Origin of the sequence: Micromonospora sp. CPCC 206060 (genome assembly GCF_036906895.1) — a bacterium.
Lineage (GTDB): Bacteria > Actinomycetota > Actinomycetes > Mycobacteriales > Micromonosporaceae > Micromonospora.
The window spans coordinates 13181-30411 of record NZ_JBAKHU010000012.1 but is presented as its reverse complement, the minus strand read 5'-3'; the positions used below and the strand labels follow the sequence as shown (position 1 = coordinate 30411).

At 71.5% G+C, this 17231-nt stretch carries 19 protein-coding genes and 1 pseudogene; 12 read left to right on the top strand and 8 right to left on the bottom strand.

Features of this window, described 5'->3' with window-relative positions:
• Positions 1 to 43: 43 nt before the first annotated feature.
• Complete coding sequence (locus V6U90_RS11380) at positions 44 to 1216, bottom strand: helix-turn-helix domain-containing protein (RefSeq protein WP_334434290.1); 1173 nt, start codon at positions 1214 to 1216, stop codon at positions 44 to 46.
• A gap of 131 nt (positions 1217 to 1347) precedes the next feature.
• Between V6U90_RS11380 and V6U90_RS11375 the strand changes: the two genes are divergently transcribed.
• The 4 genes from V6U90_RS11375 (at position 1348) to V6U90_RS11360 (ending at position 2346) form a co-directional block, all read left to right on the top strand.
• Entirely contained in the window at positions 1348 to 1533 is a 186-nt protein-coding gene (locus tag V6U90_RS11375) for a hypothetical protein (protein ID WP_334434288.1), read from the top strand.
• On the top strand, positions 1530 to 1748 hold the full coding sequence (locus V6U90_RS11370) for a hypothetical protein (protein ID WP_334434286.1): 219 nt from the start codon (positions 1530 to 1532) through the stop codon (positions 1746 to 1748). The genes V6U90_RS11375 and V6U90_RS11370 overlap by 4 nt, the downstream gene beginning before the upstream one ends.
• Positions 1745 to 1918 carry a hypothetical protein gene (locus V6U90_RS11365; protein WP_334434284.1) on the top strand — a complete coding sequence of 58 codons (174 nt, stop codon included), beginning with the start codon at positions 1745 to 1747 and terminating at the stop codon, positions 1916 to 1918. Before V6U90_RS11370 ends, V6U90_RS11365 begins: the two co-directional genes overlap by 4 nt.
• Before the next feature lie 83 nt (positions 1919 to 2001).
• Positions 2002 to 2346, top strand: coding sequence for a DUF6086 family protein (locus tag V6U90_RS11360; RefSeq protein WP_334434282.1), 345 nt, complete (start codon positions 2002 to 2004; stop codon positions 2344 to 2346).
• 67 nt (positions 2347 to 2413) lie between these two features.
• Here the strand turns inward: V6U90_RS11360 and V6U90_RS11355 are convergent, their stop codons facing one another.
• Positions 2414 to 2815 carry a winged helix-turn-helix domain-containing protein gene (locus V6U90_RS11355; RefSeq protein ID WP_334434280.1) on the bottom strand — a complete coding sequence of 134 codons (402 nt, stop codon included), beginning with the start codon at positions 2813 to 2815 and terminating at the stop codon, positions 2414 to 2416.
• Between the two features lie 92 nt (positions 2816 to 2907).
• Between V6U90_RS11355 and V6U90_RS11350 the strand changes: the two genes are divergently transcribed.
• Together V6U90_RS11350 and V6U90_RS11345 are read left to right on the top strand one after the other, a co-directional pair.
• Entirely contained in the window at positions 2908 to 3243 is a 336-nt protein-coding gene (locus V6U90_RS11350) for a hypothetical protein (RefSeq protein ID WP_334434279.1), read from the top strand.
• 55 nt (positions 3244 to 3298) lie between these two features.
• Positions 3299 to 3499 (top strand): DNA-binding protein, encoded by a 201-nt coding sequence (locus V6U90_RS11345; RefSeq protein WP_334434277.1) that lies wholly within the window; start codon positions 3299 to 3301, stop codon positions 3497 to 3499.
• Between the two features lie 16 nt (positions 3500 to 3515).
• On the opposite strand, the gene V6U90_RS11340 is transcribed toward V6U90_RS11345, so the two are convergent.
• On the bottom strand, positions 3516 to 4346 hold the full coding sequence (locus V6U90_RS11340) for a phosphodiesterase (RefSeq protein WP_334434275.1): 831 nt from the start codon (positions 4344 to 4346) through the stop codon (positions 3516 to 3518).
• 213 nt (positions 4347 to 4559) lie between these two features.
• Between V6U90_RS11340 and V6U90_RS11335 the strand changes: the two genes are divergently transcribed.
• Positions 4560 to 5984: a diguanylate cyclase gene (locus V6U90_RS11335; protein ID WP_442933569.1), complete on the top strand. Its 1425-nt coding sequence runs from the start codon at positions 4560 to 4562 to the stop codon at positions 5982 to 5984.
• Between the two features lie 18 nt (positions 5985 to 6002).
• Here the strand turns inward: V6U90_RS11335 and V6U90_RS11330 are convergent, their stop codons facing one another.
• A complete protein-coding gene (locus tag V6U90_RS11330; protein WP_334434273.1) occupies positions 6003 to 7070 on the bottom strand; it encodes an aspartate-semialdehyde dehydrogenase in 1068 nt (355 codons plus the stop codon).
• A 5-nt stretch (positions 7071 to 7075) separates the two neighbouring features.
• Positions 7076 to 8341 carry an aspartate kinase gene (locus V6U90_RS11325; RefSeq protein ID WP_334434271.1) on the bottom strand — a complete coding sequence of 422 codons (1266 nt, stop codon included), beginning with the start codon at positions 8339 to 8341 and terminating at the stop codon, positions 7076 to 7078.
• Positions 8342 to 8602: 261 nt separating this feature from the next.
• Here V6U90_RS11325 and V6U90_RS11320 point away from each other — a divergent pair, with 261 nt between their 5' ends.
• From V6U90_RS11320 to leuA, 3 genes are all read left to right on the top strand, one after another.
• On the top strand, positions 8603 to 9520 hold the full coding sequence (locus V6U90_RS11320) for a hypothetical protein (RefSeq protein WP_334434269.1): 918 nt from the start codon (positions 8603 to 8605) through the stop codon (positions 9518 to 9520).
• A gap of 82 nt (positions 9521 to 9602) precedes the next feature.
• Complete coding sequence (locus V6U90_RS11315) at positions 9603 to 10127, top strand: nitroreductase family protein (RefSeq protein ID WP_334434267.1); 525 nt, start codon at positions 9603 to 9605, stop codon at positions 10125 to 10127.
• 259 nt (positions 10128 to 10386) lie between these two features.
• The gene (gene leuA / locus V6U90_RS11310) at positions 10387 to 12138 is read left to right on the top strand and encodes a 2-isopropylmalate synthase (RefSeq protein WP_334434265.1); all 1752 of its coding nucleotides are present in this window, start codon (positions 10387 to 10389) and stop codon (positions 12136 to 12138) included.
• A 52-nt stretch (positions 12139 to 12190) separates the two neighbouring features.
• Here leuA and V6U90_RS11305 read toward each other — a convergent pair whose 3' ends face one another.
• A complete protein-coding gene (locus tag V6U90_RS11305; protein ID WP_334434263.1) occupies positions 12191 to 13645 on the bottom strand; it encodes an MFS transporter in 1455 nt (484 codons plus the stop codon).
• Positions 13646 to 13786: 141 nt separating this feature from the next.
• Here V6U90_RS11305 and V6U90_RS11300 point away from each other — a divergent pair, with 141 nt between their 5' ends.
• The gene (locus tag V6U90_RS11300) at positions 13787 to 14404 is read left to right on the top strand and encodes an HNH endonuclease family protein (RefSeq protein WP_442933568.1); all 618 of its coding nucleotides are present in this window, start codon (positions 13787 to 13789) and stop codon (positions 14402 to 14404) included.
• On the top strand, positions 14386 to 14736 hold the full coding sequence (locus tag V6U90_RS11295; protein WP_442933567.1) for a hypothetical protein: 351 nt from the start codon (positions 14386 to 14388) through the stop codon (positions 14734 to 14736). The genes V6U90_RS11300 and V6U90_RS11295 overlap by 19 nt, the downstream gene beginning before the upstream one ends.
• A gap of 86 nt (positions 14737 to 14822) precedes the next feature.
• Here the strand turns inward: V6U90_RS11295 and V6U90_RS11290 are convergent, their stop codons facing one another.
• Together V6U90_RS11290 and V6U90_RS11285 are read right to left on the bottom strand one after the other, a co-directional pair.
• Positions 14823 to 15926 (bottom strand): ABC transporter ATP-binding protein, encoded by a 1104-nt coding sequence (locus V6U90_RS11290; RefSeq protein WP_334434261.1) that lies wholly within the window; start codon positions 15924 to 15926, stop codon positions 14823 to 14825.
• Between the two features lie 236 nt (positions 15927 to 16162).
• Positions 16163 to 17194: pseudogene (locus tag V6U90_RS11285) on the bottom strand (ABC transporter ATP-binding protein); the annotation flags it as partial.
• Between the last annotated feature and the right edge of the window lie 37 nt (positions 17195 to 17231).

Sequence of the window (17231 nt, the reverse complement as noted above, 5' to 3'; positions counted from 1 at the left end):
AATGGCATGAGGCGCTTTTCCTCGCCGACGATGACGCACCTGGTCAGCGGAGCGCCCGGAGGGCTTCGCTGAACTCTGCGGTCGCCTGCTCGTGGGGATAGCGACGGTGCAGTTCGACGTCCACCTCACCGGCGAGCAGAAGCAGCGAGGGCAGCGAGCGGCGGGTACCGCTGAAGGCCGTGATGCCGGTGCCGACCGCCTTTTCCAGGTCGCCGGAACGGGCCGCCGTCACCGCCAGAGTCAGGTGAGCCTCAGCCGACCGCATCGGTGAACGTTCGCTCCCGTCCGGCGCCACGCCGTTCCGGATGACCTCACGGGCGTAGTGCTCAGCCAGTACATCATCCCCGGCGAGCCGATAGGCATCCATGGCGTAGAACAACCATTTTGCCGGGTCGACCTCGAAGTGGTTGTCCGGACGGTCGGCGGCCGGCAGGCGATCCAGCAGCTCGCGGCCATGGTCCAGGGCTGCGCGTACACCCTTGATGTCGCCGAGCCGGCCGAGGGCCTTGGCCTCCTGCGCAATGAGCTGGACAGTGACCGGCGTGGAACCGGCAACCTCCTGCCCGGCGCGCGCAGCGGCGAGCACGGCGGTGTGCCGGGACTGGGTGAGGGCGAACCATGCGCTCATCTCCCACGCCCAGCCGGTGATCCCCGCGTGCCCCGCCTCCTCGCCGAGTCGTCGGGCGGCAACCCGCGTCGCCTCCGCACCAGCGCGCATTCCGAGGTCGTACTCGACGCACCCGATCAGCAGAGCCAACCAACCGGCGCACACCAACAGATCCTGGTGCTGCACCAGTCCGACCGGTTGCTGGAGCAGGCGGACGACCTCCCGCAACCAGCCCTGCCCCTCGGCCCGCAACTGACGGGCATCACGCCAGCCATACTCGCAACAGAGTTCGTTGATGGTGACCTGGAGGGTCTCGATCGTGGCCGGTGTCGTGTCGCTGGCCTGGAGTCGGCGTAGCAGCTCGGCGGTCTCCCACGGCCGCGCGTCCACCGCCGAGGCGACATCCAGGTGCAGGCAGGCGATCAGTTCACCACGGGCTTCGAGGGCGTTGTCGATCCGCCGGGCCAGTTCCTCGGTGGGTTTACGGCGACCGTTCTCGATCCGGGACAGGTGCCCCTTGTCAGCCGGTACCTGCTCGGCGAGAGCACTCAGCGGAAGCCCCCGGGCTTCCCGCAGCATCCGCATCTGCGAGCCGAACGAGCGCGTCATTGCACCTCCCGTCGTTGCACGTTGCCGGCGTCAGATGGCAACCCGCAACCCGTCGACTGCCTGAGGCTACCGCCGCAACCTGTGCAGGAGAAAGCGGTGAGTAGTCAAGCAGTTGACGGAAAGAGAAGGACATGAGGCGCGTCTCGTACGAGGAGTACCTGCTCGCGGTGGCACTGACCCTCGCCCGGCGGCACCGGCCGGTCTGGTCCTGGCGTCGCTGGCGGCGGGTCTGCCGCTGCGGAGCCGACCTGCCCTGCCACGCCCGGCACCGCATACCGATCAACCGGGGCCACTGGCCACGAGAGGAGGAGCGGTGACCAGCCATGGACCGGTGCTTCCGTTGTGGAGCTGCGGCGGCTGCGACCTGCCCTGGCCCTGCCCGACGCGGCAGCGCGAGCTACACGCGGAGTTCCACGGCGCCCCGGTCTCGCTCGCCCTCTACCTGGGCGCCCAACTGGTCCGGGCCAGCGCCGACCTGACCTGGGTCCCGGCCGGCCGGCTGCACCGGCGTTTCCTCGGTTGGATGCGATGAGCATCCTGCAACGCGGCGACGAGAAGTACCACTACAGCGACGGGTCGCACCGCTGGATCCCGCCCGACCCGGATCTCGACCAGGCGGTCTGGGACGAGCAGGTCCGCCAGCACAAGCAGCGGCACCTGGCCGGTGAGCGGCCCACGGTACGGATTCGGCAGTTGGTCTGACCGCTCAGGCGCCAGCAGTTGCGTGGAAGATCCATCTACGCTGCCGGTCAGCAGGTTGAGAGCTACGGCAGCAGGGAGACCGGATGGGAATGATCTTCACGGTGGCCGGCGAGGAGATCTGGGACCGGAGCCTGAACACCGGGCAGATGTTCTGTGGGCAGATCCTGCTGGTGGAGAAGCTCGTCGGCGCGCCGAGCGGGGTGCACGACACCGGCTGGTCGGAGGTGGAGATCGACCCGCCGGTCCTGCGGGCGTTCCTGCACGCCGTCTTCGCCTACCTCGACAGCAGTGGCTCGTACCCCCTCCGCGCGATGCTGCGCGGGGTGATCCACGTTGCCCTATTCCTGGACGCGCGGGCAAGCGGGGAGCGGCTACCGGTCCCTGAACGGTTCAGCTACCTCACCGAGGGACTCGACCTGATCCGCTGACGGGACGGGACGAAGGGACGGGAAGGGGCAGGGGCACGCGGCGTCCCTCCGGTCGAGGCGCGTGCGGTCAGCGGCCGACGCGTACCCGGTCGGCCGCGTACAGCTCGCGGGAGCCGTCCGCCCGGAAGACCACCAGCACCGGCACACCGTCACCGGCGCCGAGTTCCCCCTGCTCGGCAGGGGTGGGCAGGCGGGCGGAGGCGGTGTCCCCCTTCAGCAGGGTGATCGTCTCGGCGGGCTCACCGGAGCAGACGAAGGCACCCCGGGTGGGGTCGATGCTGACCAGTCCTTCGGCCTGCAACAGCGCCACCGCCTGCCGGACCGCCGTCCGGCTCAGGCCGTACTCCTCGGTCAGCCGCGTCTCGCCGGGCAGCAGCGCTCCCGGTGCGAGGTCGCCGGAGCGGATCCGGTCCCGCAGCAGGTCGGCGAGTTGTTCGACTATCGCCTGATCCGCATCCGGGTCGATCACGGAATCATGCTATGCAGCTCAGTACGCGCTCAGCGGCCGAACACCGAACTCGGCTGGCGCCGGGAGTCCGGCGACGGCAGTACCCTCGGCGGGTGACGTCTCCCCACGTTCCCGCACCGACCAGGGCGATGGAACAGTTCCTCGCCGGGATCGCGCCCTTCGACAGCCGGCCCGATCAGCCGGTCATGACCGTCACCATGCGGGTCGGTCCGGCGGACCGGACCTTCACGCTGACCCATCGGGCGGCGTCGGCCCTGGTGGAGGTACTGAATCGGTACGCCGATCCGGACGACTGTGGCCGGTGCGGCGGCTGCGGCGGCTTTCTCGACCGCAACTTCCAGTGCCGGAGCTGTGGCCAACTCGACGGCGTCTTCGGGTCGACTGTCGCCCGTCATCTTGCCGGGGCGGATCACCGGGACGACCGGTAGGTACACGAGCGGCGCCGTTGCCGGTTTCGTCATACCGTCCTGTCAGGATCGACGGATGGCCACAGGACCGGATCACGACTTCCCGCCGGGCGTCGCGGCACCTGCGCGGCGGGCGCTCGCGGCAGCCGGCTACACCCGACTCGACCAACTGGCCGGCGTGCCGGTCGCTGAGCTGCGTCGGCTGCACGGGATGGGGCCGAAGGCGTTGGCCCAGCTTCAGGCGGCGCTGGAGGTACGCGGGCTGCCCCTGGGCTAGCCGCCGATCGGAGCTGTCAGAAGACGCCGATCAGCCCTGAGGTGTGGCTGACCTGCACGGTGTACGTGACGCAGTGGGTGCCGGTCAGCCAGTGCAGCAGGAACGCGGTCGGTTCGGCGACCCAGCCGAGCTGGTCGTCGGCGTGCATGGCGAGCGAGACCTGCCGGAAGGTGCTCGGTGCGGTGGTCAGCACCGTACCGGCGAAGGCCGTGGTGGTCGCCCGGTGCAGGTGGCCGGTGGTGACCCGGACGACCTGCGGGTGCCGGCCGATCACCTCGGCGAGGGCGTCCCCGTCGAGCAGCCGGATGCCGTCCATGAACGGTATGCCCACCGGCACCGGCGGGTGGTGCACGCAGACCACCGCCGGCACCTCCGGGCGGCGGGCAAGCACGTCGTCCAGCCAGGCGAGCTGCTCCTCGCCGAGTTGGCCGCAACCGAGCAGTCCGGGGCGCCCCCACTCGGGGCGGCCGGCGGTCAGCGAGTCGAGCACCACCAGCGTCAGGTCCGGCTCCTCGACCACGTAGTGCAGCTCGTGTCCCCCGCCCAGGCAGGGGGTGCCGCCGAATGCGTCGAGCAGCGCCTCCCGGCCGTCGTGGTTACCGGCGGCCAGGTGCACCGGGAGCGGGAACCGGGCGATCATCTCCCGGAGCGTGGCGTACTCCTCGGGGCTGCCGTGCTCGGTCAGGTCACCACTGATCAGCACCCGGTCCGGGCGGGGTTTCAGGGCCAGCACCCGGCCGAGCGCCCGGTGCAGGCCGGCGGCGGCCTCGTTGGCCAACGCGCTGGTGGTCAGGTGTGGATCACTGAGCTGGGCGATGAGCATCGACACCTCCACGCGGCGAGACATTCACGCTAGTCCCCGCCGGGCGCCCGCGCAGCCGTCCTGCGACGCCCGCCACAGCGCCGTCGTGGTCGGCGCCCGCCGCAACCCACAGGCCGTGTCCACACCCTGTGGATAGCACATGTGTACGAGCGAACCGGCCCGCTCGCCGACCGTGGGTACGCTTGGTCGCGGCCATCCTCCCCCTGCCCACCCACTCTGAGCTGGAACGACGCCGACGTGGATCAACAACGGGTGCTCCGTGACGTGGCGGTCCGCCTGCCCATGGCGTCGACCGCGCTGGAGGCGTGCCAGTCGACGGTCACCGCATTGGGCCGGCACGCCCCGGCCACCATCTCGGTCCTGCTGCACGTGCACGACCGGCTGCGGTGCGTCGCCGCCACCGGCTCCTGGCAGGTCTTCTCCACCGTGTCGCCGGACCAGGGGATATTCGGGCGGGTCTACTCCTCCGGCACCGGGGTGACCGTACCGGCCGTCGCCGAGGACCCCGACTACCTTCCGGTACGCCCCGACGTGGTGGCCGAGGTCTGCGTACCCGTCCTCGACCCGGCCGGTCGCCCGCTGGGCGTGCTCGACCTCCAGTGGAGTGGGTCGGTGGAGCTGGGCCCGTGGCGGGAGACCGCCGAGCGGGTCGCCGCGCGCCTCGGTGCCCGGATCACCGCGCTGGGCGGTCCACCGGCCGAGAGCCGCAGCGAGATACTGCTCCGGCACGCCTCTGCGCTCACCACCGCCGGCACCGAGTGGGAGCTGAACGAGCGGGCCAGCTGCGCGGCGCGGGAGGTCTCCGGGCTCTCGGCGGCGGTACTACTGCTGACCGACCCGACCGCCGGGCTGCGGCTCGGCGCCCCGACCCGCACCCCCGGGGAGTTGGAGTCCCGGATCCGGGCCGAACTCGTCGAGGCCGGCGAGGCCCCGCTGGGCCGGATCATGGCCCGGACGCACCGGCACGGTGCCGCGTACACGCTCGGTGAGCCGGGGCAGCCGCCCGTACCGGACTACCTGCCGCTGGTCCGGGCCGGGGTCCGCACGCTGGTCGCCGTACCGGTGGGACCACCGGACACCGGCGGGATGCTGCTCGTGGCGGACGAGCGGCTGGGCCGCCCCGATCCGACCACGGTGAACCTGATGGAACTGCTCGCCGGGCAGGCGTGGACCTGTCTGGACCGGCTACGGACGTTGGCCCGGCTGCGGGAACGGGCCAGCTCGGACCCGTTGACCGGGCTGGGCCACGCCGGGCCGTTCGGGGAGCGGATCGCCACCGCCACGCCGGGGCGTACCGCGCTGCTCGCCATCGACGTGGACGGCTTCAAGTCGGTCAACGACACGTACGGCCACCAGGCCGGTGACCAGGTTCTGGTCGGCCTGGCCCGGGCGTTGGAGGGTGCGCTGCGGCACGGCGACGAGCTGTACCGCACCGGCGGGGACGAGTTCGTGGCGGTGGTCGAGGTGGGCCAACCGGGCGAGGCGGTGGGGGTCGCCGAGCGGCTGGTCGAGGCGGCCCGGGGGATCGGCCGGACGATCAGCGTGGGGGTGGCCCTACCCCGGCACGGTGAGGCACCGGAGCTGACCCTGCGTCGGGCCGACGAGGCGCTCTACGTGGTGAAGCGGCAGGGCCGGGACGGGGTACGCCTGGCCGCCGCGTGAACCGCGCGTGCGGCCGGCTCAGTGGGCCGCGGCCCGGAACTCGGCGGCGAGCAGTTCGGCGATCTGGGCGGTGTTCAGCGCTGCGCCCTTGCGCAGGTTGTCGCCGGTGACGAAGAGGTCCAGCGCCCTGGGGTCGTCCACCGAGCGGCGGATCCGGCCCACCCAGGACGGGTCGGTGCCGACCGCGTCGATCGGCATGGGGAACTCTCCGGTGGCCGGGTCGTCGACCAGGATCGCGCCGGGTGCGTTCCGCAGGGCCTCGCGGGCGCCCTCGGCGTCCACCTCGGATCCGAAGACAGCGTGTACGGCCACCGAGTGGCCGGTCACCACCGGCACCCGTACGCAGGTGGCGGAGACCTTCAGATCGGGCAGCCCGAGGATCTTGCGGGTCTCGTTGCGGATCTTCATCTCCTCCGAGGACCAGCCACCGTCGAGCAGTGAGCCGGCCCAGGGGACCACGTTGAGCGCGAGCGGTGCCGGGAACGGGCCGAGGTCGTCCCCGACGGCCTGCCGGACGTTGCCCGGCCGGGAGCCGAGCATCCGGTCTCCGGCGATCTTGCTGAGCTGGTCGTACAGGGTGTCCACGCCGGCCTTGCCGATGCCGGAGGCCGCCTGGTAGGAGGCGAGGACCAGTTCCCGGAGGCCGTACTCGCGGTGCAGCGGGGCGATCGCCACGATCATCGCCAGGGTGGTGCAGTTGCCGTTGGCGATGATGCCCTTGGGGCGGTTACGGATCTGCTCCGGGTTGATCTCGGGTACGACGAGTGGCACGTCCCGGTCCATCCGGAAGGCACCGGAGTTGTCGACCGCGACCGCGCCCCGGCTGACCGCAACCGGTGCCCACTGCGCGGAGATCTCGTCCGGTACGTCGAACATCGCGACGTCGACCCCGTCGAACACCTCCGGGGTGAGCGCCTGAACGGTCAGTTCCTCACCCCGGCAGCGCACCTGCCGGCCGACCGACCGCTCGGAGGCGATCAGCCGGATCTCACCCCAGACGTTCTTCCGCCCGGAGAGCAGCTCGCACATGACGGTGCCGACCGCGCCGGTGGCGCCGACGACGGCGAGGGTGGGCAGGCGCCCCACCGCCGTTACCGCCCGGTACCCGCGTAGACGACCGCCGCCTCCTCGCCCCCGAGTTCGAACGCGTCGTGGATGGCACGGACGGCCGCGTCGAGGTCGGTGTCCCGGCAGACCACGGAGACCCGGATCTCGGAGGTGGAGATCATCTCGATGTTCACCCCGGCGGCGCCGAGGGCGGCGAAGAAGCTGGCCGCGACGCCCGGGTGGGAGCGCATGCCGGCGCCGATCAGGGAGACCTTGCCGACGTGGTCGTCGTAGAGCAGGCCCTTGAACTTGACCGCTTCCTGGATCTTGCTGAGCGCGGCCATCGCGGTCGGCCCGTCGGCCTTGGGCAGCGTGAAGGAGATGTCGGTGCGGCCGGTCCCCTCGGTGGAGACGTTCTGCACGATCATGTCGATGTTGATCTCGGCGCCGGCGACCGTGTCGAAGATCCGGGCGGCGGCACCGGGCTCGTCCGGCACGCCGACGATCGTGATCTTCGCCTCACTGCGGTCGTGGGCGACCCCGGTGATCAGTGCTTGCTCCACGGGAAGATCCTCCATCGATCCGGTGACCATGGTGCCGGTGTTGGTCGAGTATGACGAACGGACGTGGATCGGCAGGCCGGCCCGTCGGGCGTACTCGACGCTGCGCAGATGCAGCACCTTCGCGCCGCAGGCGGCCAGCTCCAGCATCTCCTCGTAGGTGATCTGCTTGATGTGCCGGGCGTTCGGGACGATCCGCGGGTCGGCGGTGAAGATGCCGTCGACGTCGGTGTAGATCTCGCAGACGTCCGCGCGCAGTGCGGCGGCCAGCGCCACCGCCGTGGTGTCCGAGCCACCCCGACCGAGGGTGGTGATGTCCTTGGTGTCCTGGGAGACCCCCTGGAACCCGGCCACGATCGCGACCGCGCCCTCGTCGAGCGCGCCGAGCAGCCGGCCCGGGGTGACGTCGATGATCCGGGCCCTGCCGTGCACCGAGGTGGTGAGCACGCCGGCCTGCGAGCCGGTGTACGACCGGGCCTCGTACCCCAGGTTGTGGATCGCCATGGCGAGCAGCGCCATCGAGATCCGCTCACCGGCGGTGAGCAGCATGTCCAGCTCACGCCCGGCCGGCACCGGGCTCACCTGGTGGGCCAGGTCCATCAGCTCGTCGGTGGTGTCGCCCATCGCGGAGACCACGACCACGACGTCGTCACCGGCCTTGCGGGCGGCCACGATCCGCTCGGCGACCCGCTTGATCCGTTCGGCGTCCGCGACGGAGGATCCGCCGTACTTCTGCACCACGAGTGCCACGACGGCGCACTCCCTCCAGCAGCCCTGAGCGTGCCGACGCCGCCGGGTGATGCCGGCGGCGCCGTGTCAGACGACATCAGGGTATCCGGCGCCGCCGACGAGCGGGACGGGTGATCCCACCATCCGGCTCGCCGACGCTGGTGGCGGTCGGCACACCGGTCGGCGTCGGGGCCCGCCCGAGGGACGACCCGCGCGACACGCCACCGGACGGCGGCAGGGGGTTGCCCCCCGGGAACGGCCCCCGCACCGGACAATGTCCGGGTGCCCGCCGGTGCCCACACCCACGTCCCGAGTACCGCCCGCCCCGCCGTACCCCGGGCCACCCCGCCGGCCCCGCCACCCGCCACCGCCCCCGACGGGCGGGCCGTCCGGCGTGGTCGGGCACTTCCGGCGCTCACCGGTCCGGTGCTGCTGGTCACCGCCGCACTGCCGCTGGTGTCCGGCTGCGGCACCGGGACGGAACCGACACCGCCACCGGCGCCCCCACCGGCCAGCACCACCGGGGCCCCGCCCGGCGCCGACGTCGCCCGCGACCAGCTCGCCGCGCTGGCGGCGGCGGCCCAGGACCGCCACCTGACCGCCACGTACCGGTTCAACGTGCCCGGACGGCCGGAGCGGACCGTGACAGTGACCAACGCCACGGACGACACCTGGCGGGTCGACATCCCGCAGAGCGCGCTCGGCGGTACGGCCGACATCGCTCTGGCCCGGACCGGCGACGGGCTCTTCCAGTGCGCACTGCCATCCGGGCAACTGCCCACGTCGCCGGGCTGCGTCCGGGTCGCCGATCCGGACGGCGACCTGCCGGGAGAGATCGACCCGCGGGTGCAGCACCCGTTCACCGACTGGCTGCGGGTGCTGACCGACCGGCAGTCGGCGCTCTCCGTGTCGGTGACCCGGCCACTGCCCGGTGCCAGCGGCACCTGCTTCTCGGTCGAGTCGACCTCCGCCTCCCTGAACTCGCCGGTCGACGTCGGGATCTACTGCTTCGCCGCCGACGGCACGCTGACCGGGGTCCGGGCCGCCTTCGGATCGCTGTCGCTGGCCGGTACGCCCGCTGCCGGGCCGGCGACGGTGTCCCTGCCCGGGCAGTTGGTCGACCGCGGGCCGCTGGGCCTGGCGGCGCCACCCGCGCCGGCGGACGGCGTCCCGACCGACGGAGTGACCGCCACGCCCTGACCGGCTCACGCTCAGGGCGTGATTGACCACATTCGGTCATCCGGTTTCGCGACCCGGCCTCCGCTCAGGCAGACTCGACGTCATGGCGGAGCTGACCCCCTTGCTCGCAACCCGCTGGAGCCCGCGTGCCTTCGACCCGGGCGCCGACATCACCGACGCCGAGTTGGCCTCGATGCTGGAGGCGGCCCGCTGGGCGCCGTCGGCCCGCAACAGCCAGCCGTGGCGGTTCGTGGTCGGCCGACGCGACGACGAGCGGCACAAGCAGATCCTGACGAACCTGGTCGGGGCGAACCAGCGCTGGGCGGACCGGGCCTCGGCGCTCCTGGTCGGCGCGCACCTGCCGGGCTCGCACAGCGCGTACGACCTCGGTCAGGCGGTGGCCCACCTCTCCGTGCAGGCCACCTCGCTCGGACTGCACGTGCACCAGATGGCCGGTTTCGACGCCGACGGCCTCCGGACGACCCTGGCCCTGCCGGCCGAGGTGCAGCCGCACGTGGTGGTGGCGATCGGCCGGCTCGCCGACCCGACGACCCTCCCCGACGATCTGCGGGAGCGGGAGATCGCGCCACGCCAGCGCCACCCGCTGGCGGAGCTGATCCTGCGCTGACCCGCCATGTTCCCAAGAAGTGGAAGATTCATTCCACCCTCCCGGATGACCACGTAGGGTCACCAGTGTCATGTGGCAGGCGATGCTCCTCCTTCGTTGCCGCGACGAGGCCTCTCCGGCCGGCACCTCGTCGCGGGGTTGACGCGCGCCGTCCAGCAGTCCGGGTCACGCAGACCCAGTCCGGGACGCCCCCGGGCCCACCTCGTTACCGCTCAGACGACCGACGCTGACGTCACATGACCTCCGGGAGCAATCCGCCATGGCCCAGTCCAGCAACGCCGACGCCGCTAATCCGATCGCCCGGCAACGGCCGAGCCGCATGCCCTACCAGCGCTACCAGCCGTACCACCAGCAGTTCACCATCGACCTGCCCGACCGGGCCTGGCCGGGCCACCGGGTCGAGACCGCGCCCCGGTGGTGCGCCGTCGACCTGCGGGACGGCAACCAGGCCCTGATCGACCCGATGTCGCCGGAGCGCAAGCGCCGGATGTTCCAGCTCCTGGTGCAGATGGGCTACAAGGAGATCGAGGTCGGCTTCCCGTCGGCCAGCCAGACCGACTACGACTTCGTCCGGCAGCTCATCGAACAGGACCTGATCCCCGAGGACGTCACCATCCAGGTGCTCACCCAGTGCCGGGAGCACCTGATCGAGCGGACCTTCGAGTCGCTGCGCGGCGCCCGCCGGGCCATCGTGCACTTCTACAACTCGACCTCCACCCTGCAACGGCGGGTGGTCTTCGGGCTGGACAAGGACGGCATCGCCGACATCGCCACCCAGGGCGCGCGGCTCTGCCAGAAGTACGCGGAGATCCACACCCCGGACACCGACATCCACTACGAGTACTCCCCCGAGTCGTACACCGGCACGGAACTGGAGTACGCGCTGGAGGTCTGCACCCGGGTCATCGAGGTGATCGACCCGACGCCGGACCGCCCGTTGATCATCAACCTGCCGGCCACCGTCGAGATGGCCATGCCGAACGTCTACGCCGACTCGATCGAGTGGATGCACCGGCACCTGCCCCGCCGGGACAGCGTCGTGCTCAGCCTGCACCCGCACAACGACCGGGGTACCGCGGTGGCCGCCGCCGAGCTGGGCCTGCTGGCCGGCGCCGACCGGGTGGAGGGCTGCCTGTTCGGCAACGGTGAGCGCACCGGCAACGTCGACCTGGTGACGCTGGGGCTGAACCTGTTCTCGCAGGGCATCGACCCGCAGATCGACTTCTCGAACATCGACGAGATCCGGCGGGCCGTCGAGTACTGCAACCAGCTGCCGGTACACGAACGCCACCCGTACGCCGGCGATCTGGTCTACACCGCCTTCTCCGGGTCGCACCAGGACGCGATCAAGAAGGGCTTCGACGCGCTGGCCGCCGACGCCGCCGCAGCCGGGGTGGAGGTCGACGCGTTCACCTGGGCCGTGCCGTACCTGCCGATCGACCCGAAGGACGTGGGCCGCACCTACGAGGCGGTCATCCGGGTCAACTCGCAGTCCGGCAAGGGCGGCATCGCGTACATCATGAAGACCGAGCACCAGCTCGACCTGCCGCGCCGGCTCCAGATCGAGTTCTCCGGCGTGGTGCAGCAGGTCACCGACCACTCTGGTGGCGAGGTCGACCCGGGCACCATGTGGGAGATCTTCGCCGGCCACTACCTCTGCGCCCACCAGACGCAGCCGGCGTTGACGCTGGGCAGCTACGGCACCCGTACTGCGGAGGGGAAGGCCGAGATCGAGGCCGAGGTACGCCTCGACGGGCAGGCCCGGTCGGTGACCGGGGTCGGCAACGGCCCGATCGACGCGTACGTCAACTCACTGGCCGAACTGGGCGTGAAGGTACGGGTGCTCGACTACCACGAGCACGCGATGTCCTCCGGTGGGGACGCGCAGGCCGCCGCGTACGTCGAGTGTGAGGTCGACGGCCGGACGGTCTGGGGGGTCGGCCTGGACGCCAACATCGTGACCGCCTCGGTGCAGGCGGTCACCGCCGCCGTCAACCGCGCCCGCGCCTGAGGTGTAAGGAAGGGCCCCTTCTTATCGCTTTCGGTATAGGAAGGGGCCCTTCTTAACGTCGTTGCGGGCCTTCCTCAGGGTGCCCGCGCGGTGGGCGATGGATGAGCAGGCCGGCCAGCAGCGCGCCGGCCAGGAGCAGCCCGGCGCACCAGTACATCGCCCCCCGGTAGGCGGCGGTGAGCGCCTCCGGCTGGGCGTACCCCTCGCCGGTCAGCCCGACCAGCAGCGGTAGCGCAGCGACCGCGAGCAGCGAACCGGCCCGGGATGCGGCATTGTTGAACCCGCTGGCCACCCCGGCGAACCGGTCCGCGACGGCGGCCAGCACGGAGGCGGTCAGCGGCGCCACCACCAGGGTCAGCCCGATCCCGAAGAGGGTCACCCCGGGCAGCACGTCGAGCCAGTACGACGCCCCCGGGGAGACCCGGTGCAGCAGCACCAGCCCGATGGCGGCGACGACCGGGCCGACGGTGAGCGGCAGCCGTGGCCCGATCCGCGCGGAGAGCGCCCCGGCGCGCGGGGATCCGACCAGCAGCAGCACCGTCATCGGCACGGTGGCCAGCCCGGTCAGCAACGCCGAGTAGCCGACCACGTTCTGCAGGTAGACGGCGAGGAAGAAGCTGAATCCGCCGAGCGCCGCGTAGACCAGCACGGTGAAGACGTTCAGCACGGAGAAGAGCCGGCTGCGGAAGAGCACCGGGGGCAGCATCGCGCCGGTGCCCCGTCGCCGCTCCACCAGCACGAAGAACACCGCGGCGACCAGGCCGACCAGTACGGCGGTCAGCACCACGGGTGAGCCGGCACCGCGCTGCGGCGCGTCGATCAGCGCGTACGTGACACCGGCCAGGCCGAGTGCGCCGAGCAGCGCTCCGACGATGTCGAACCGACGGCGCCCGGTCCGCGCCACGTCCTCGTCACGGCTCTCCGGCACCCAGCGCAGGGCGGCGAGGAGGACCGGCACGGCCAGCGGCAGGTTGATGAAGAAGATCCAGCGCCAGGAGAGTACGTCGATCAGCCAGCCGCCGAGGAACGGGCCGAGCGCGGTGGACACCCCGGAGAGTCCGGACCAGGTGCCGATGGCCCGTCCCCGGTCGTCGGGGTGGAAACTCGCCTGGAGCACGGCGAGCGAACCCGGGGTGAGCAGAGCGCCTCCGGCGCCCTGGAGGAACCGGGCGGCGATCAGCCACTCGACGCTCTGCGCCAGCCCGCAGAGCATCGAGGCGACGCTGAACCAGACGACTCCGATCAGGAAGATCCGGCGGCGGCCGAACCGGTCCCCGAGGGCCCCGCCGAGCAGGACGAACGCCGCCAGCATCAGCAGGTAGCCATTGACAGTCCACTGTAGGCCGGCGACGGTGGCGTCCAGTTCGGCGCCGAAATGGGGCAGCGCGACGTTGACCACCGTGCTGTCCAGGAACACCATCCCGGAGGCGAGGATCGCGGCGAGGAGGGTACCGCGACCGGCGGCGGTCCCGATCCGGAGCGCGGACGGTGGAGGGGATTCGGCCATGCTGTCCAATCTGCCCCGCAGAATATGGCACTCGCCACGAAACGCCGAAACCGGCCGGTAATACTGGAGCGAACCGCCGCCAGCCCGCAAGCTTGGAGGGTGGCGTCTCCGCGTACCAGAACAGCGTCCCGTTTCCCGGCGGTGGCCGCGCTAGCCGCGGTGCTCGCCCTCGTCGGCGGCTGCGCCCCGACCGAGGAAAACGCCCCACCCCCTTCGAGTGGTTCGGTCCAGGAACGGCTCGGGCAGTTGACGGTCGCCACCGCCGGGTCGATGAAGGGCTACAGTCGGAACCGCTTCCCGCACTGGCGGGACACCGGTAAGAACTGCGATGTCCGCGACTCGGTGCTGCAACGGGACGGCAAGAACATCAAGCTCTCCGGCTGCAACGTGGTCGCCGGTCGCTGGACCAGCGTGTACGACAACCGCAGCTTCACCGATCCCTCCGACGTGGATATCGACCACGTGGTGCCCCTGGCCAACGCCTGGCGGTCCGGTGCCGACGAGTGGGACGACACCCGCCGGGGCGAGTTCGCCAACGATCTGACCCGTCCGCAGCTCATCGCGGTTTCGGCCACCTCCAACCGGGCAAAGGGTGATCAGGACCCGTCGCAGTGGAAGCCGGCGAACCACGACTACTGGTGCGAGTACGCCGCGAACTGGGTGACGGTCAAGCACCACTGGCGGCTCTCGGTGACCAGCGCTGAGAAGGCCGCGCTGACCGAGATGTTGGAGGGCTGCACATGGACGACCCAGCCGTGACCAGCCCCGGCGACGGGACTTCCGGCGCCACCAGGGCTGGTAACGGGGTGCCCGGCGCCGCCGGAGCTGACGCCGCTGCGGGCGGGGAGAGCCGAACGGCCGACATCGTCCCTGGGCCGGGCGGGGTGATGACCGACGAGGTCGGTGTGGTCACCGGCGAGTTGACCCTGCGGACCGAGTCGACCGGCGGGCAGGTCGTGCTGCGGGTGCAGTACCGGGACGCCGACGAGTGGTACACCGTCACCGGTGGCCGGGCACCCCTGCCCGACCCGGGCGGGCTGGACGCGGTGCACACGGTCGCGGTCGGGCTGTTGAACCGCCCGGAGGGCTGAGGGCCGTACCGCGCCGGCAGACTGAGTGGTTAGGAAGGGCCCCTTCCTCTACCGAAAGCGATAAGAAGGGGCCCTTCCTAACTCAATTACACGTACGAACCCGGCTCGCTGGGCGCGGAGACCACACCCGGCGCGTCGCCCTCGTCGACGGGCCGGACCACCTCGGCGCGGACCTGGTGCGGGCGCAGTTCGCCGCTGGCGATCTGCTCGGCGAAGTGGCAGGCCACCTTGCTGCCACTGATCTGGCGCAGTATCGGTCGCTCGTCTGCACAGCGGGTCGGCTGGGCCCACGGGCAGCGGGTGTGGAACCGGCAGCCCGACGGCGGGTTGGCCGGCGACGGCAGGTCACCGGAGAGCAGGATCCGCTCCCGCTGGTCCTCCACGTCCGGATCCGGCACCGGCACCGCGGACATCAGCGCCCGGGTGTACGGGTGCAGCGGCTCCTGGTACAACTGGTCGCCGGACGCCTCCTCCACGAGGGCGCCGAGGTACATCACGCCGACCACGTCGGAGATGTGCCGGACCACCGCCAGGTCGTGCGCGATCACCAGGTAGGTGAGCCCGAGCCGCTCCTGTAGCTCGTCCAGCAGGTTGACCACCTGGGCCTGGATCGAGACGTCCAGCGCGGAGACCGGCTCGTCGGCCACGATCAGCTCCGGCCCGAGCACCACAGCCCGGGCGATGCCGATCCGCTGCCGCTGGCCGCCGGAGAACTCGTGCGGATAGCGGGAGAGCGCCCACCGGGGCAGGCCGACCGCGTCGAGCGTCTCCGCGATGATCCGCCGCCGCTCGTCCCGGCTGCCGCCGATGCCGTGCGCCTGGAGCCCTTCGGTCAGGATCGACTCCACGTTCTGCCGGGGGTCCAGGCTCGACATCGGGTCCTGGAAGATCATCTGCATCCGGCGGCGCATGGTCCGCAACCGGCCCGCCGGCAATGTGGTCAGGTCCACCCCGTCGAACCTGACCTCACCGCCGGTCGGCGGGGTGAGCTGCAACAGGGCCCGACCGAGGGTCGACTTCCCGCAGCCGGACTCGCCGACCAGGCCGTACGTCCGGCCGCGTGGGATGCTCAGATCGACCCCGTCGACCGCCTTGACGTGGCCAACGACCTTGTCGAAGACCATCCCCCGCTTGATCGGAAAGTGCACCTTCAGATCACGGACCTCGACGAGGTTCTCGCTCTCGGTCACGCTGACTCCTCCTCGCGCGAAGCGGCTTCCGCCGCTGCCGGGGCTACGGCGGCGGACGCGCCGGACTGGGCTGCCGCTGCCGGGGCGGCGGCGGACGCGCCGGACTGGGCTGCCGCTGCCGGGGCGGCGGCGGACGCGCCGGACTGGGCTGCCGCTGCCGGGGCGGCGGCGGACGCGCCGGACTGGGCTGCCGCTGCCGGGGCGGCGGCGGACGCGCCGGACTGGGCTGCCGCTGCCGGGGCGGCGGCGGACGCGCCGGCCGGCGGAGCGAAGGCCGGATCCGGTTCCCGGCCCGGTACCGGCGCCGGGTTCACGCACCGGTAGCTGCGGTCGTCGTGGGCCAGTACCAGTTCTGGCGGTGCGCCCACGCAGTCGTCCACCCGGCGGGTGCAACGCGGCGCGAAGGCACAGCCGTCCGGCCAGGGCAACAGGTCGCGTACCGAGCCGGGGATCGGCGTCAGGCGCTCACCCCGGCCGGAGTCCAGGCGCGGAATCGAGCCGAGCAGACCCACCGTGTACGGGTGGCGCGGCGCGGCGAAGAGCGGCCGGCGGCGTGCGGTCTCCACCACCCGACCGGCGTAGAGCACGTTGATGGTGTCGCACATGCCGGCCACCACACCCAGGTCGTGGGTGATCATGACCAGGGCGGTACCGGAGTCCCGGACCAGGTCCTTGAGCAGCTCCAGGATCTGCGCCTGGATGGTCACATCCAGGGCGGTGGTCGGCTCGTCGGCGATCAGCAGCCGGGGCTGGCAGGCCACCGCCATCGCGATCAGGGCCCGCTGCCGCATCCCGCCGGAGAGCTGGTGCGGGTACTCCTTGAGGCGCCGCCGGGGGTCGGGGATGCCGACCCGGTCGAGCAGCTCGGCCGCCTCCTTGGCCGCCGCTTCACCCTTCATGCCCCGGTGCCGGGTGAGCACCTCGGTCACCTGGAGCCCGATCGGGATCACCGGGTTCAGCGAGGAGAGCGGGTCCTGGAAGATCATCGCGATGTCCCGGCCCCGGATGTCCCGGCGTGACCGCTCGTCGAGCTGGAGCAGGTCCGTGCCGTCGAAGACGGCCTTCCCGCCCACCCGCAGGCCGGGCTGCTTGGGCAGCAGCCCCATGATCGCCAGTGAGGTCACGCTCTTGCCGCAGCCTGACTCGCCGACCAGACCGACCACCTCACCGGCGTCCACCGCGAAGGAAACCCCGTCCACGGCGTGCACCGTCCGCTGCCCGCGGCGGGCGAACGTGACGGAGAGGTCGTTCACCTCCAGCAGTGCCATCAGAACCACCCCTCCGTTCGCGACTCTTCACTCACCG